Source organism: Flavobacterium sp. LHD-85, from assembly GCF_030929595.1.
Lineage (GTDB): Bacteria > Bacteroidota > Bacteroidia > Flavobacteriales > Flavobacteriaceae > Flavobacterium.
Map to the genome: position 1 here is coordinate 115,231 of NZ_JAVFVR010000015.1, position 17,618 is coordinate 132,848.

A 17,618-nucleotide genomic window follows, 5' to 3' on the forward strand; every position below is an offset into this window, starting at 1 on the left:
AAATATAAAAATGAAAAATATTCAAATTGCTGCAGTTTTGTTGCTGGCAGTTTTCCAATTCAGCTGTAAAGACAGTAAAAAGGAAAATCCGGCTTCAAAAGAAAGCTCAGAAATCAAATCAGATTCGATAAAAACAGTTTTAGAAGCCAAAAACTTCGATACGATTATCGATGGTAAAAAAGTCGGTTTGTATTGGATCGAAAATAAAGATATAAAAGCTGCATTTACCAACTATGGCGGGCGATTAATAGGTTTATGGGTTAAAGATAAAAACGGGAAACCAACCGATGTTGTGGTCGGAATGAATAGTGTGAAAGGCTTTAAAACGTCAACAGAACCTTATTTTGGAGCTGCAATTGGAAGAGTTGGCAACAGAGTTGCATTAGGCAAGTTTACGCTCGAAGGAAAACACTGTCAGATTCCGCTTAATAACGGAAAGAATGCGCTGCACGGTGGTGTAAAAGGATTTCAAGATGTAGTTTGGAATGCTGAAAAGACAAACGAAAATACTTTGGTTTTTACTTATGTTTCGCCAGATGGAGAGCAAGGTTTTCCAGGAAATTTAAACGTTAAAGTCACTTATACGCTTACAGATGATAATGCCGTGAGAATGGAATATGAAGCGACAACCGATAAAACTACGATTGTCAATTTAACTAATCATGCTTTTTTCAATTTGAATGGAGAAGGAAGTGGGACAATCTTAAATCACGAATTACAGATTTACGGAGACAAATTTACACCGGTTGATGAAGGTTTGATTCCGACTGGCGAATTGAAATCGGTAAAAAATACGCCATTCGATTTTACATCAAAACATAAAATTGGCGAAAGAATAGAAACCAAAGACGAACAGCTGAAATTTGGTAAAGGTTATGACCACAATTACGTGCTTAATGCAACGAAAAAAGATGGATTTGTTCATGCGGCAATGATTAAAGGTGATATTTCAGGTATTACTTTAGATATTTATACAGAAGAGCCTGGACTACAATTTTATAGCGGAAACTTTATGCAGAGTAAAAATACCTTTAAATCAGGTGCTAAGGATGATTTTAGAACCGCTTTTGCGTTAGAAACACAGCACTTTCCAGATGCACCAAATCAGCCAAAATTCCCTCAAATAACTTTAAAAGCAGGAGAGAAGTATCATACGGTTTCTTTGTATCAATTTTCGGCTAAATAGTAATGAGTTTTGAGCTAGAAATTAGGAGTTGGAAAACGTTATGCGAAAGGCTTTTTTGTGAAAAATAAAAAGGAGTTTTTTGAAGCTAATTGACGGATTTTTAACAAAATTTGCATCATAGAGGTTTTCTATAGTATTGTTTTAACTAATTGATTTTTAGTTTTTAAACAGAATTAATTAAATAAAAAGTTTAATAATGAAAATAAAAAAATATTTTACGCTTTTAAGTCTGTTTTGTGTCTTTGTTTGCTGTTCTCAAGAGAAAGAAACGGTTAAAAAAACGACTTCAAAAGAGCAGCCAATCTTGTTGGCAGATCCAACCATTTTTTATGAAAATGGAGTTTATTATTTGTATGGAACCACAACAGGAGATTTTCCGAACGGAGAAGGTTTTCAGGTGTACACTTCATCTGATTTAAAAAAGTGGAATGGTCCCGTTGGAGCACAAAATGGTTTGGCATTAAAAAAAGGAGAAGCTTATGGAACGAAAGGTTTTTGGGCACCGCAGGTTTTTAGATACAACAATAAATTTCACATGATCTATACTGCCGATGAGAATATTGCTATGGCAAGCAGTGATAGTCCGCTTGGGCCATTTAAAAACGATTCTAAGGCTCCAATGTTTAATTCGGGCAAACAGATCGATCCTTTTGTTTTTGTTGATCAGGATGGCAAAAAATACCTTTATCACGTGCGTTTGACCAATGGGAACCGAATTTTTGTGGCTGAACTGAAAGATGATTTGTCTGGAATTAAAGAAGAAACGCTGAAGGAATGTATTTCTGGCGTTCTTCCATGGGAAAATACTCAGAATGTTTCCTGGCCAGTTACAGAAGGCCCAACGGTCTTAAAACACAATGATTTGTATTATATGATTTACTCTGCAAACGATTTTAGAAATCCGGATTATGCAGTAGGTTATGCGACGGCTAAGAGTCCGCTTGGACCTTGGGAAAAAGCGACTGAGAGTCCGATCATTAGTAAAAAAGATGTTGGAATTAACGGAGTGGGTCACGGTGATGTTTTCTATGATAAAAGCGGAAAAATGAAATATGTGCTGCATACTCATTTTAGCAATAGCGGGGTTTCACCAAGAAAAGCAGGAATTATCGATATTGATTTTGAAGGAAATAAAATCAAAGCAAATGCTAAAAGTTTTGTTTTACTGGAAGAATAAAAACTTTGCGATTTTAGAGTTGATAACGCGGGCTGTCTCAAAGTGAGTCAGCCCTTTTTTTAACATTTTAACCTGCTTTTAACACAGATACCATTTTAATATTGTCTATTTCAGTTCAGATTCGTACATTGTTAAAAATTACAGACATGACAAAAAAAATAGAAGATTTAATTCCGCATCGTGCTCCATTTCTCTTTGTAGATGAAATTATCTCTTATACAACAGATACAATCATTGGTTTAAAGACGTTTACAGATAAAGATGCTTGGCTTCAGGGCAGTTTTCCTGATTTTAATTTTGTTCCAGGAACTATTTTAATCGAAGCTATGGCGCAATGTGGCGGTGCCGGAATAAAACTTTTAGGAATTGCAGACGGCGTTTTTGGATTGGTTAGTATGGATAATGTTGAGTTTTTTGGGGGTGTTGAGTTCAATAAACTCGTTAAATTTGTGGTAAAAAATATTCGTACCAGCGAAAAAATCATAAAACAATCGGGTGAAGCTTTTGATGAAGATAAATTGATTATGAAAGGCGAGTGGATGTGTGTGAAGCTTCAGTAAGAGGGTAGAAGCGAGACGATAGAAGCGAGACGATAGAAGCAAGAAGCTAGATGGTGGAATATTTTTTAGTGGATATTTAGAAAAGAGGTTTTTTAAGCTTCAGAGAAGCTCAATATTTATAGCTTGGGATAAAATTTTAGATTAAAAAGCTCCGGAGGAGCGACATATCTAGCTAAGAAATATGTCACTCCTCTGGAGCTTTTTCTATTTGTTTAATCGTAATTCTATAAATATTTTACCTCGCTGGGATTTTACAAATATTTCTCTTTTTACATTTTTGTGATGATGAATTCGCTTCGGCGATTGACTTGGTGTTGTGCTTCTGTACATGGAACTCCGTTAGAGCAATTGTTGATTAACTGGGTTTCTCCGTAACCGATTGCGCTTTCGATTCGTTCGGGAGCGACTCCTTGAGAAATGAGATAATCTCTTGTGGCTTTTGCTCTTCGGTCAGACAATTCTAGATTGTATTGGTCGTTGGCACGAGAATCGGTATGCGATTCAATTTTGATTACGACAGTGTTATACTGATGCATTAAGAGAACTACTTTATTTAATTCTATTGCAGCATCATAGCGAATATCTGATTTGTCTAAATCAAAGTATATGATTCCGATTTTGATTTTTAAAAGACCATTTTCTCGCACAATCAGAGCAGGATCTAAACCAACTAAAGCTTCTGTTTTTCCTGAGCTGTTTGCAGTTACAATTGCTTTAGTATTGTTGTTGTAATTCTCTTTCGAGACTTCGATAGTGTAAGGCGTGTTGCAATTTACGTTGTTATTAAAATCGTATTTTCCGTCCAATTGAGAAACGGTTTCGGCTACTTTTATTCCGTTGGCATTTTTAAGTGTAACCATAGCTCCTGCAATTCTGTTGTTTGAAATGGCATCAAAAACATAACCGCTTATGGCTTGGTTGCACGATCTTTCAAAGGAATAAATATCGTCATCGCCTTTTCCTGTTTTTCTGTTTGAGCACACAAAACCTTTGTTGGTGGCTTCATTAACGATGTATCCAAAATCGTCTCTATTGCTGTTTAATGGCGCACCAAGATTGGCTGGCGTGTCAAAAGCTCCGTCATGTATTCTGCTTTCGAATACGTCTAAACCTCCTAAACCTAAAAATCCGTCAGAAGAAAAGTATAGCGCCTGATCGGTAATGTACGGGAACATTTCGCGGCCAGTTGTGTTTATTTTTTCGCCTAAATTTTTAGGTTCAGAAAATTGATTATTGCCTAAAATATCTACTACAAAGATATCTGTAGAACCAATAGTTCCCGGCATATCTGAAACGAAATATAGCTTTTTACCATCTTTGCTTACTGAAGGATGTCCAACGGAATAGTTATCACTGTTAAAAGGCAGTTCTTTAATATCTTTCCAAGAAACGGTGCCATTGCTGTTCTCTGTTGCCGTGGCAGAAAAAATCTTAAGATTATTGATGCCTTTGCTGTCACGTTTCAGTTTTCCGTTATAATTGTTTCGGGTAAAATAAATTGTTTTTTCGTCTGGAGAAAAAGCGATGCAGGCTTCGTGATATTTGGTTGTAATATCTTTGCCAAAACGCTCTTTAAAAGTAACGTTTGATTGTGTTTCGCTTATTTTTCCCAATTGCATATTCAAATATGGCTGATCATTCCATCCGTATTTTTCAGTTTTAAAATACGAAGAATCAATTGTGGTAGAGTAGACTAGATCGCCTTTGTAAAACATCGGACCAAAATCTGAATAGGCTGAATTGATTTCTAAGTTTTCAAGCAGAAAAGAAGGCTTTATGTTTTCTATATCTTCTAGAGTTATATTTTTAAGCGAAAAATTCTTTGCTCTTGTCGCATCGATTGATTTTTCTTTTTCTGCAAAAGCCTTCATCCATTTTTTAGCAAGCTCATAATTTTGAGTTCCTTGTAATGACTGTGCATAACGAAATAAATATTCGGCAGAGACTTCGTTCGGATATTCTGCAATCAGCTTCCCATACCATTTTGATGCACTTGACATTCTGGTATTAAAATAATAAGCATCTCCCAGCCGTTGAAGCGTTTCTTTAGAAGCATCACCATTATTTATCGAAAGCTCGTACGATTTTGCGGCTTCAACATAATACATCTTATCAAAAAGAGCATCGGCAGCTTTGTTTTTGGTTTGCGAGTAAATCAGCTGTATAACCAATAATGCGAGTATAGTAATTGTTCTTTTCATAGACTATCCGTATTAAAAGAATCTTGGTGATTTTAGTCCTTTTTTGCGTGAAACCAGTTCAAATCGAAGCATGATTTCGTGCGTGCCGCTATTGTAATTTTGCAATGCGGTTGTGGTGTAATCGTAAGCATAGCCAGCCATAATCATTGGTGTAATCTGGATTCCGACAAGACCGCTTACAGAATCTGAAGTACGATATGAGGCTCCTAGCGTCAATACATTGTTGAACATAAAATTGGCCGAGAAATCGGCAATTATAGGCGCACCGGCAACATATTTCACTAAAACAGCAGGTTTAAATTTGGTATGTGCCGAAAGGTCAAAAACATAACCCCCAATAAGATAAACGTGTATTCTCTGATTGACTAAATCTTCGCTGATATCATCGTAAGTATAACGTTCGCGGGTCATAAAATTCGGAACCGAAAGCCCGATATAATCCCTCTCTCCATGCCAGTACAATCCAGCGCCAATGACAGGAAGGAATTTGTTGGTAATGTTTTCACGAAATTGCACATCGGGATCTTTATAGCTTCCTTTAGACCAATCGATATTGATGACGCGTCCACCGCCTTTTATACCAAAAGAAAGCTTGTGCGTTTCGCCAGATTTAATGGTGTAAGAGAAATTAGCATCCAGATATTGTTCTTCTGTTGGTCCGATTTCTTCATTTACAATCGAAATTCCAAGACCCACATTTTTTCCGACTGGTGTATCGAGAGAAAAACTTTGAGTATCTGGTGCGCCTTCGATACCAACCCACTGCGTTCTTAAAAGACCTGTTACGGTTAAATGTCCAAGAGATCCTGCATAAGCTGAGTTTACGGTCATTGTATTGTACATATATTGCGTGTATTGCGGGTCCTGTTGTGCAAAGGCTCCATATACCGAGAATAGAGTAATTATCGCGAAAACCTTTTTTATATTTTTAATCATAGCCAATTCTATTTTGGTTAATCCTATTCTTAAACTTTTCATTTTCTGGATGGTTTTATTTGAGGTAAAGCCATCCAGAGGTTTTTTTAGATCCGTCTCCTAAATCAAGGATATAGAAATAGGTTCCTTCAGGAAGCGTTTTGGCAGAACCTTCCGCTTTTCCGTCCCAAGTGTTTTTATAGCCTTTTTGATAATAAACCAAATTACCCCAGCGGTTAAAGATCTCCAACTGGTTATTAGGATATCTCTCAATACAATCAATATAGAAGTAATCGTTTTGGCCGTCATCATTTGGTGAAAACTCATTGTAGATTTTGAGACAGTTTGGCGAAACAGTGGCAGTGTCCTGATTGTTTGCCGGATTTGTATCGATCTGATCTAGTTTTGTCAAATGTGCCGTGTTCAGATAATCATTAAAATCGACAACTTTAACTGTTAAAGTCAGCGTTTGTAAAGCTCCAGTATTGATTGATGGAATACTCCAAATGCCTGTTTTAGGGTCATAAGCTCCTGAAGTTACAGTTGAGCTTATAAATGAGTATCCTTTTGGCAATGCATCCTGCACTTCTACATTTGTAGCATTTATACTGCCACGATTTTCTGCTGTAATAGTAAAGGTTACCTGAGAGTCCATTGGAACATCGGTTTTATCTACTTCTTTATTGATGGCTATATCTGTAGAAGGAACATTGATAAATTCAGAATCTTCATCATCCTCGCTTTGGTCTCCATTATCGTTATTTGGAGTCGAATCTGGATCAAATTGATTGCTGGCAGTTACTTGAGCAATATTAACATAATCAGTGCTTTCTAAGCCAAGAGGGTTGGCTACAGTTGCTTGGTACGTTAGTGTAATGCCTCCAACAGGAACGGTTAAATCGACCCATTTTATAATGTCTTTACTGAAGATACCTCCATTATTGATGTTTGAAATATTCTTGAATCCAAGCGGTATCAGGTCTTCAACAGCAACTCCAGTAGCGGTGCTTGGCCCATCATTATTAAGCTGAAGCGTAAATGTTACAACTTCGTTTACATTAGCGTTTTTGTTGCTGGCTGTTTTTTCCAAACTTAAATCGGCAACTGCAATTTTGATTTGTAAGCTGTCATAATCATCTTCTGTTATAACTCCGTTATTTGGAGTCGAATCAGGATCGGGCAGGTTACTGGCAATAACCTCGGTTATATTTGTGTATTCGCCTGCTGTGCCCGTTGGCTTATCCACTGTTGTATAAATATCTAGGGACTGATCTGTTCCGGTAGGAATATTTCCGACATTCCAAATACCTGTGACATAGTTGTATAATCCGCTTGTAGGGCTACTTGTCTGATAAGTAAATCCAGGTGGAAGCAAGTCTTTGACTCTTACGCCAGATGCATCTGCAGGCCCGTCATTAGTAACGGTAACTGTAAAAATTACCGTTGAGCCTACATCATAGACGGCATCCTGATTAAGAGCTGTTTTTTTAATAGATAAATCTGCCATTACAATTACCGGTGCAACAGAAATACTGTCATAATCATCCTCAGTCGTAACGCCGTTGCCTGGTGTACTATCCGGATCATGCTGATCTGCGGTCATGATTTCGGCTATATTTAAATATTCGTCTGTAGTGCCTGTTGGACTTTTTACAAAAACATTTAAAATCAAAGTATGGCTATTTCCAGGCAGTATAATTCCAGGAGACCATTCGCCAGTTGCAGGATTATAAGCTCCTGAAGTCGAATTATAGAAAATGTAATCATACCCAGAAGGCAATACATCTTTTATAGTTACACCTGTAGCATTGCTCGGACCTGAATTGGTTACTGTAATTGAGAAAGATATCTGCGAACCTACTGCAGGAGTAAGTATGTTGTTAATTACTTTTTTCTCAATAGAAAGATCAGCCACTGCAGGAACTGGTGTCAGTAGTAAAGAACTGATATCGTCTTCGCCAATGACATTGTTATTTGGTGTCGAATCTGGATCTAATTCATTGGATGCGTAAACTTCAGCGATGTTTAAATAATCTCCTGTTGTATTTACTTTTGCACCAATTAATAAAGATTCTGAACCTCCACTTGGTATGTTTCCAACTTCCCATAGTCCAGTGGTATTGTAATATTGACCAGATGTTGAACTGTATACCACATATTCGTAACCGCTTGGCAGCATATCTTTTACTTGAACGCCTGTTGCGGTTTGTGGGCCACTATTTTTTACGGTTATTTCAAACGTAACTGTTGAGCCAAAGATAGGGCTTGAATTGCCACCTACTATTGATTTAATTAGTGATAAATCGGCTGATGCTGGAATCGGAGCTGTTGTTATTTCTGCATAATCGTCTTCTGTAGTAATTCCGTTATTCGGAGTTGAATCTGGGTCGGGAAGACTGCTCGCGGTTACTTCAGTTGTGTTTAAATAATTTCCTGTAGTGTTTACAGTTGCTGTTAATTGAAGTGTTTGTGCGTCTCCGCTTGCTAAAGAACCAATAATCCATTTTCCGTTTGTACTGGTATATGTTCCTTTTGTTGCTGTAAAACTATTAAAAGTATAACCAGAAGGCAGTAAATCGGTTACTTCGACGCCTGTTGCATTTTGTGGCCCCTGATTGGTTATGACTATTTCAAAAGTAACTGGAGCTCCAATTAATGGAGTGGCATTGTTAACGGTTTTAGTTAAAGATAAATCGGCTGCTTGTCCTAAAGGAGAAGTAGTTGCCGTACCATAATCATTTTCAGTTGGTACTCCGTTGCCTGGAGTCGAATTAGGATCAGGCAGGCTACTTGCAGTCACTTCTGCAATGTTTTCATAATTTCCTGTCGGATTTACAGTTGCAGTTATGCGCAACACTTGCGAATCTCCATTTAAGAATGAACCAATTATCCATTTCCCTGTTGCAGCATTGTAAGTTCCTTTTGTAGCGCTGTAATTAGCGAAAGTATAGCCAGAAGGCAATAAATCGGTTACTTCGACCCCAGTAGTATTTTGAGGACCATTGTTTGTTGCAATTATTTCAAAAATAACAATAGATCCTACTAGTGGAGTAGTATTGTTTACTGTCTTAGTTAAAGATAAATCTGCGGCTTGAGCATTTGGAGTAGTGGTTGCGGTCGCATAATCATTTTCAGTAGGAACTCCATTATTTGGCGTTGAGTTAGGATCTTGAATGTCTGCGGCAGTTACTTCTGCAATATTGGTATAATTTCCAGTTGCATTTACGGTCGCTGTAATCTGTAAAGTTTCAGATTTTCCATTTATTATATTGCCAACATTCCACAAACCTGTCGCTGGTGTATAGGTTCCTGTTGAAATAGTGTATCCGGTAAGCGTATATCCAGACGGAAGCAAATCGGTCACTTGTACTCCTGTATTATCATCACTTCCGTTGTTGGTAATGATAACTTCAAAGGTGATTTGTGAACCTACTAATGGTGTTGAATTATTTACCGTTTTAGTTAAAGACAGGTCTGATGCTGGGATTTTAGTTATTACTGTTACCACCGCAGAGCCGTAATCATCCTCTGAAGCTATTCCATTATTTGGAGTTGAGTCAGGATCGGGAAGATCAGATGCTGTTACTTCAGCAATATTTGTATAATTCCCAGTTGCTTTCACGGTTGCAACGATCTGTAAAGTTTCAGAATATCCTATTGGTAAACTTCCTATATTCCATATGCCAGTTGTTGAATTATAGGTTCCTTTTGAAATAGTATACCCATTTAATCCGTACCCGCTAGGAAGTAAATCTGTAACTTGTACGCCAGTTGCATCCTGTGGACCGCTATTGCTTACTATAATTTCAAAAGTTACCAAAGAATCTACTAACGGAAAAGGATTACTAACTGTTTTCGTTAATGATAAATCGGCTGATGCTGGAATCGGAGCTGTTGTTATTTCTGCATAGTCATCTTCTGCTATAACTCCATTATTTGGAGTAGAATCTGGATCAGGCTGATTGCTTGCTGTGATTTCGGTAGTGTTTGTGTAGTTTCCTGTTGCATTTACTACCGCTGTTATTTGCAATGTATGAGTAGCGCCAATTGCTATATTTCCAACTGTCCATATACCTGTTGCCGAATCATAACTTCCAGCAGTTGCACTGTAGGAGGCATAAGTATATCCAGAAGGCAGTAAATCGGTAACAGCAACGCCATCTGCGGCTTGCGGTCCAGCATTGTTTACCTGAAGACTGAAAGTTACTTGAGAACCTACAAGTGGGGTAGTGTTGTTGACTGTTTTAGTTAATGATAAATCAGCTGATGCTGTAACCGGAATCGTTGTTGCTTCTGCATAGTCATCCTCTGTCGTAACGCCATTGTTTGGAGTAGAATCAGGATCAGGCTGGCTGCTTGCTGTAATTTCTGCACTATTGGTATAATTTCCAGAAGCATTTACTATAGCCGTTATCTGTAAAGTATAAGAATCTGTAATTGGCATATTTCCAACATCCCAAAGCCCTGTTGTAGAATCATAAGATCCTGTTGTTGCGCTGTAGGATACATAAGTATAACCAGAAGGCAATAAATCGGTAACTGTTACGCCATTTGCTTCCTGAGGGCCAGAATTGGTTATTTGGACGCTGAAGGTTACCTGAGATCCTACAAGCGGAGTAGGATTATTTACAGTTTTGGTTAATGATAAATCTGCAGATGTCGGAACTGGCACTGTTGTAGCTTCTGAATAATCATCTTCAGTAGTGATTCCGTTGTTTGGAGTGGAGTCAGGATCAGGAAGATTTGCTGCAGTTACTTCAGTTTTATTCGTATAATCTCCACTTGGATTTACCCTTGCCACAATTTGAAGTGTTTCTGCGTCACCAGCAACCAAATTACCAACAGTCCATATTCCTGTTGCGGTATCATAAGTTCCGGTAGAAACCGTAAATCCAGTAAAAGTATAACCAGACGGAAGCACATCTGTTACCTGCACGCCAAAGTTATCTTGCGGGCCATTATTGGTAACCACAACTTCAAAAGTAACCACTGAGCCTACTAGTGGAGTAGCGTTATTAACAGTTTTAACTAAAGATAAATCCGAAGACTGCGGAATTGGAGTGGTAGTGGCTGTTCCATAATCATCTTCTGTTGGCACGCCGTTATTTGGTGTCGAGTCAGGATCTGGAGTGTCACTATTGGTAACTTCCGCTATATTGGTATAATCTCCTGTTGGATTAACTATAGCATTTATCTGTAATGTTTCAGACTCACTGCTTTCTAATATATCGAGTGTCCAAAGACCAGTTGTACTGTTATATGTTCCGCTTGTTGCACTAAAAGTAGCAAAAGTATAACCAGAAGGCAGTAAATCAGTTACTTGAACTTGAGCAGCATCTTGTGGGCCACTGTTTGTAGTGATAATAGTAAACGTTACTAGAGAACCAACCAAAGGGGTAGCGTTATTTACTGTTTTTGTTAATGATAAATCTGCTGCTGGAGGTATAGGAGTTAAAACTACATTATCTTCATCATCTTCGCTCTGATCGCCATCGTCATTATTAGGCGTACTGTCTGGATCAGGAAGGTTGCTTGCCGAAACTTGCGCTATATTTTTGTAATCTCCAGCGGGCAATACTTTTGCATCTAGAATAAGTGATTCCGTAACACCAACATCGACTGTACCAACATTCCAAATTCCAGTAGCACTGTCGTATGTTCCGGCAGACGAACTATAATTTACGTACTGAAAGCCAGAAGGCAATAAATCAGTTACCTGCACCCCAGTTGCATTATTTGGGCCGTCATTTGTTATTTTAAGTTCAAAAGAAACTTGGCTTCCAACGACTGGACTTGTATTGCCTGTAACGACATTTTTGACTAAAGATAAGTCGGCAGAAGGGCCTATAAAAGTGATTTCAGCATCATCTTGATCATCTTCCGAAGCAATATTGTTATTGGGTACGCTGTCAGGATCTGGTAAATCGCTGGTTATAACTTGAGCGACATTTTGATAGCTTCCCAAAGGATTAACAAAAGCATTAAAAGTAAGATTAACATTTGAGTTTGCAGGCAATACTAGGTTTCTCCATTCAAGTGTAGCCGTAGCAACTTGATAGGTGCCTCCAGCAGATACCGATCCCGGAATAAGCGTATAGCCTACAGGAATAACATCTTTTACGCCAACTCCTGTAGCATTTCCTGGGCCTCTGTTAAGGACATTAATGGTAAAGCTTACCTGTTCGCCTGCCGCGGCAGAAGTTGGCGTCACAGATTTAGTAAGTTCCAGATCAGCTTGTTTTAGAGAAACAGAAGCTGTAGCTATATCATCTTCTGGCAACCCGTTTCCTGGAGTACTATCTGGATCGAACTGATGTGCGGTCTGAATTTCTGCCGTATTAAAGTAATCGTTCATTGATGTTACGACATTTACTTTGGCTGTAATCTGTAAAGCGAGAGAGTTTCCATTGTTTAGACTGCCAACATTCCAAATTCCGGTAAGGCTATTGTACTTTCCGCCACCATTATCGCTTACATAAGTATATCCTGGAGGAAGATGGTCTGATACCGTAATTCCAGTTGCATTATTAGGTCCGCTGTTTGTAACTCTAATTGTAAACACAACATTGTCGTTTATACTTACAGTTGCTGGTGAAACGGTTTTTTGTAAAGATAAATCGGCTACATCCAGAACAACTGTTGCGCTATCTTGATCATCCTCTGCTGGGTTTTGATTGTTTGGCGTACTGTCTGGATCAAATTGATCAGATGCGACAACTTCTGCTGTATTTACATAAGATCCACCACCCAGAATAGTAGCTTTATAGGTTAAATTTAAGATACTGCCGCTTGGAATCGTTACACCGCTCCAAGTAATCGTATTATCTCCAACATTATATATTCCTCCTGAATTAACTGTTCCGGCCACAAGCGCAAAGCCCATCGGAATATAATCGCGTATAGCGACATTTGTGGCAGTAGCAGATCCACCCAACGAGTTATTATTAAATACATTTATATTAAAAGTAACAACATCGCCCACGCTTCCAGTTGTTGGCGATACGGTTTTGGTCAATTCTAAATCAGCAATTGATCGAATGGTTAGATTCATGGTGTCTGATGAAACCGCACAATTGCCATTGCTGACAGTCCATTGCATTACATATAATCCTGGAACAGTTCCTGTAACAGCTGTAGTAGGAGAGCTTGCGTCTGTAAAGCCAACCACACTTGGCCCTGAAATCTGAGTCCATTCGCCAGTACCAACCGTTGGAACAGTTGCATTTAGGTTTACTGGTGAAAATTGAGGAATTATTTGATTCGGACCTGCTTCTGCAGTTGAAGGATTTTCATAGATTGTAACTAGAACAAGATCTTCTGAAGTACATCCGGTTGTGGTTATGGTCCATTTAAACGTATAAGTCCCAGCAATTAATCCTAACATCAGTGAGTTTGGATTATTTGGAGCTGAGATTGTAGCCGAATTAGGCCCAGAAACTTGAGTCCATAGTCCTGTGCCGATAAGTGGTGTATTAGCTGCCATAGTTGCTGTAGTAACATCACAAATTTCTTGATCGGGACCTGCATTGGCTAAGGTTGGTGGATTATCGTTAAAAGTAATGCTGACAGTGTCTGAGGTTGGCTGACATAACGAAGGATTGGTAAATGGTCCGTTTGTAACTGTCCAGGTTAAGACATAAGTGCCTAAAACATTGATATTTGATAAGGTAGTAATTGGGCTGTTTGGATTATCAATAACAGCATTTCCGCCAGGAGGCTGAGAGGCAAATGTCCATGTTCCAATACCTACTGCTGGTGGCAGAGCGGCAGTTTTGTAGGTGGTCTGACAAGCAACTGTATCGTCAGGACCTGCATCTGCTGCACTAGGAGGAGCATTCATTACGATTCTCACAATATCAGATAATGTTCTGCAAGAAGGGCTTTCAAAAACCCATTCTAGAATATATAAACCTGGCACTGTTAGGCCAGTAACTGTTGTAAGTGGAGCGGTAGGAGTTGTTATTACAGCTACACTTCCAGCTGGCTGCGATGCAAAACGCCATTCAAAAGTTGTAACGTCTGCTGGAGGAACATTTCCCTGTAAAGTTGCGGTTCCGTTAACATCAGATATACATAATGTTTGATCTGGCCCTGCATTAGGCGGTATGCTTGCTCCACTGAAAACTTCAACATTCACAGAATCAGATGATCCTGGGCAGGTAGATCCATCAGGAAAAGTGGTATCACTAGTCGTATAGGTAAAGACATAGCTAGTTCCAGGTACAACAGTCGCATTTGCGATGTAGCTATTAGGAGGTGTCTGTGTTATTTGAACATCAGCTGGATTTCCAGACGTGCTAGTCAATGTCCAGATTCCAGTCGAATTTTTATTTCCTGTTAGCTGAATGCTAGTGACATCACAATACGTTTGTGTTGTAGTTCCTGCATCTGCTGCAGGAGTAACCACAACAACCATATCATCGAATGTACCCTGGCATAAGAAAATGCTCTTAGCGGTTATGGTCCATCTGAATGTATACGTACCTGCTACAAGTCCATTGATGATAGTGTTTGGGTTAGTAGGATCCACAATGTTGGGCTGATTAGGAGCGCCAGTCAATACTGACCATTGTCCAGTTTCAAAGAAGCTATCGTAAGTGCTTCCCGCCATTGTAACGCTGGTGTCGTCACAAACATTTTTATCTGGTCCTGCAACCGCTTGATGGGGCGGAATGCCAATAGTTAAATTAACATCATCAAATGCTTGCCCGCAGACAGCAGCATCAACTGTCCATCTAAAAATGTAATAACCGCTGTAGGTAAAAGTAAAAACTGCATTAGGATCATGTATATCACTTATGGTATACTCACCAACACCAGAAATTCTTGTCCAGGTTCCAATTGAACCACTGCTTGTTGTAGCAGCCATTGTAATAGTCGATCCGCAAATTTCCTGATCAGGTCCTGCATCTGCAGCAGGAGGAGTGTCTGCAATGGTAACCGAAACACTGCTTTGATTTGGCGCGCAAAGTCTTGTTATAGGTTCTATTGACCAAGTAAAAACATAGGTTCCGTTTCCGGGAACGGTTACCAGCGTGTTTGGATCGCTAGTATCAGCAATAATAACACCAGCCGAAGGTGTTACAGACCAAAGCCCCACTTCCAAAAAATCAGGGTTATTACCACTTAGGTTAAAAGAAGTTGTTCCAGATGGATAACAAGCATCTGGACCAGCATCAGAAGTTGAGGCTGCTGTAGAATTATTAGTAGCAATTATTACGTTATCAGAGACAGAAGAACTACATGATGGGCCAGGATGAAGATAGGAAACTGTCCATTGCAATTCGTACTGAGACAAGTTTGTTGTAAAGCCCGTAGCTATAGCATTCGGATCATTAACATTGGAGAATGAGATAGTATTTGGTCCAGAAATCTGGGTCCATGTGCCTATTTCGCCATCTTGTACGGGCACTGCAGCAAGCTGTACTTGGGCATTGGCGCAAACAATTTGATTTGCTCCTGCATCGGGAGTGCCCAATGATGTGTCAGAGACATAAATAGTTACAGCTGAAACAGAAAAACCACAAGTTGCACCGCCTCCTTTTGTTATGTATTGAAAAACATATGTTCCAGGGATAAGCCCTGTTACTTGAGTGTCTATGGCAAAATTGTCTGCAATTACTGCTTGATTTGGACCGCTAAGCTGACTCCAAAAATGCATGCCATCTCCGGTTACAACTCCAGAGAGCATAGTACTAGTATCTCCACAAGGCAAGCTTACGTCAGATCCTGCATTAGAAGGAGTCGGGTCGCCAGAGACAAGAATATTTAAAGTGTCAAATCCATAATCGCAGCCAGCAAGAATAGACCCGTTTTGACTCCTGATAAATTCTACGGTATATTCTCCCGCTTCAGTAAGAGTCAATGTCAGAGAATTTCCAACATCCTGCAATGCAGTCGGAAAAGGCGCTAGAGGAGAGTTGTCTGGTCCAGTTACAATTCGGTACTGATTTATGCCAGTTCCTGTAACGGTTAGCGGAATAGTAAATACCGTTGCATTACAACTTCCAACCATATCATCGCCATTGTTGGCGACAATAGTTCTAGTTGCTCCATTAAATTGAACATTATAATCTTTAGTGAAGATACAGCCTGTATTGTTATTGGTAAGCGTATATCTAAATTTGTAAGGGTCACCAGAATCAGATATATTGGTAACTAATGTGGTTGGATTTGTTGGAGATACAATTACAGCGCCAGGGTCTCCAGTTATTTGTGTCCATTGAACAGTTTCTCCAGCATAAAGAGGAGTTTGAGCTACTAAAGTTACTTGAGTAATGGTATTGTCGCAAAAGAAAATATTTTCATCACCGCCAGGGAGAGTAGTAACATCTTGTGTCGCTGCTGGAACATTAATTACAACCAAATCGTTGCCAGAAGCACAAGGGCCAGTTACGGTCCATCGGAATGTGTAAGTTCCCTGAACAAGATTTGAAACGCCTGTATTATTAGCGCTAGGATTGGCAATTGTTGGCGTATTTGGACCGCTCACAAATGTCCACTGACCATTTTGTCCGTTAAGACCGCAGCCACCATAAGTTGCATTAAGATTGGTGCTTTGAGTTGTAGTATAACAATTGCTAAGTGTTTGATCTGGCCCTGCTGAAACAGGTTTAACACCTCCATAATTGGTTACGGTTATTTGAGAAGTTGTTCTACAACGCTGGCCAGGAGCATATTCAGGTCCTTCAATAACCCATTGCAACGTTGTAACCCCACAGCTTGTATCAGGTAATGTTATGGTAGAGGTTGGCAAATTTGGAAAATTAATTACAACTCCCGCATTATTAGCGCCAACGATCTCCCAATGGCCAGTTTCTCCTGTATTTTGGGGCGCATTTGCTGTTATCGACAAATTTCCATTACTATTAGGACAGCTGGCAATATTGCCGCCTGCATTTGCCATCGTAATAGGCTCAACATTTACTACTTTATCCTGATAAGCTGTAATTCCATCTCCACAGGTTGCGCTATATCTAAAAATATAAGTATTGCCTCCAGTATAACCAGAAACTGTTGTGCTTGAGCTTGTTGGTGAATTAATGGTTACTGCTGGACCAGAAATTTGAGTCCATTTGACAGTGCCAATAATAGGACTCGGATTATTTCCAGTCAAAACCAGTGCATCTGTAGCACAAATGGTTACATTCAAAACTCCAGCGTTTACGGTACAGTTTTGTGCATTTGTTTGAAAAATTGAAAGAAAAATTAATAAGGTGGCAAAAGCCAGTTTTTTTGATAAAGTGCAAATTCTCCAAGAAAAATAAAATTGTGCCATAAGCAATCTGGAATAAAAAGGCAGCACAATAATTTATAACTACCTTAAATTAATAAATTGATTTTGAGCATTAATTGTAGTTAAGATTTAGAATATATTTTGGGGTTACTTCAAATTTAAAGAAAGATAACCATGAAATTTTTTTTTGTATGTTGCAGATTATAAAATGAAACATAAAAAATAGATTTTGGAACAATGAAATGCATTACAGTAACGTGAGAAAGCGTTTGCTTGAAAAATAAATTGGCTTCATTTTTTTGAAAAGATAGGAGTAAAATAAAGTATTTAAGAAAGAAATTCA

6 protein-coding genes are annotated in these 17,618 nt (G+C 38.9%); 3 read left to right on the forward strand and 3 right to left on the reverse strand.

Translation table 11 applies throughout. The features are described 5' to 3' along the window. Positions 1–10 precede the first annotated feature (10 nt). The 3 genes from RB618_RS19670 to RB618_RS19680 all read left to right on the forward strand — a co-directional run bounded on the left by RB618_RS19670 (position 11) and on the right by RB618_RS19680 (position 2,923). On the forward strand, positions 11–1,186 hold the full coding sequence (locus tag RB618_RS19670; protein WP_308070334.1) for an aldose epimerase family protein: 1,176 nt from the start codon (positions 11–13) through the stop codon (positions 1,184–1,186). Between the two features lie 196 nt (positions 1,187–1,382). Then, positions 1,383–2,363, forward strand: coding sequence for a glycoside hydrolase family 43 protein (locus RB618_RS19675; protein ID WP_308070335.1), 981 nt, complete (start codon positions 1,383–1,385; stop codon positions 2,361–2,363). A 146-nt stretch (positions 2,364–2,509) separates the two neighbouring features. Beyond that, positions 2,510–2,923, forward strand: a complete 414-nt coding sequence (locus tag RB618_RS19680) for a 3-hydroxyacyl-ACP dehydratase FabZ family protein (RefSeq protein ID WP_308070336.1) — start codon at positions 2,510–2,512, stop codon at positions 2,921–2,923. A 269-nt stretch (positions 2,924–3,192) separates the two neighbouring features. On the opposite strand, the gene RB618_RS19685 is transcribed toward RB618_RS19680, so the two are convergent. The 3 genes from RB618_RS19685 to RB618_RS19695 are packed head-to-tail and all read right to left on the reverse strand — an operon-like array spanning position 3,193 to position 17,317. Beyond that, positions 3,193–5,124: an OmpA family protein gene (locus RB618_RS19685; RefSeq protein ID WP_308070337.1), complete on the reverse strand. Its 1,932-nt coding sequence runs from the start codon at positions 5,122–5,124 to the stop codon at positions 3,193–3,195. A 12-nt stretch (positions 5,125–5,136) separates the two neighbouring features. After that, positions 5,137–6,102: a type IX secretion system membrane protein PorP/SprF gene (locus RB618_RS19690; RefSeq protein WP_308070338.1), complete on the reverse strand. Its 966-nt coding sequence runs from the start codon at positions 6,100–6,102 to the stop codon at positions 5,137–5,139. A gap of 13 nt (positions 6,103–6,115) precedes the next feature. Then, entirely contained in the window at positions 6,116–17,317 is an 11,202-nt protein-coding gene (locus RB618_RS19695) for a gliding motility-associated C-terminal domain-containing protein (protein ID WP_308070339.1), read from the reverse strand. Between the last annotated feature and the right edge of the window lie 301 nt (positions 17,318–17,618).

Bases quoted from the DNA above. Each gene is read 5' to 3' on its own strand.
- RB618_RS19695 (WP_308070339.1), bottom strand. From the start codon at position 17,317: ATGGCACAATTTTATTTTTCTTGGAGAATTTGCACTTTATCAAAAAAA.
- RB618_RS19685 (WP_308070337.1), bottom strand. From the start codon at position 5,124: ATGAAAAGAACAATTACTATACTCGCATTATTGGTTATACAGCTGATT.
- RB618_RS19690 (WP_308070338.1), bottom strand. From the start codon at position 6,102: ATGAAAAGTTTAAGAATAGGATTAACCAAAATAGAATTGGCTATGATT.
- RB618_RS19675 (WP_308070335.1), top strand. From the start codon at position 1,383: ATGAAAATAAAAAAATATTTTACGCTTTTAAGTCTGTTTTGTGTCTTT.
- RB618_RS19670 (WP_308070334.1), top strand. From the start codon at position 11: ATGAAAAATATTCAAATTGCTGCAGTTTTGTTGCTGGCAGTTTTCCAA.
- RB618_RS19680 (WP_308070336.1), top strand. From the start codon at position 2,510: ATGACAAAAAAAATAGAAGATTTAATTCCGCATCGTGCTCCATTTCTC.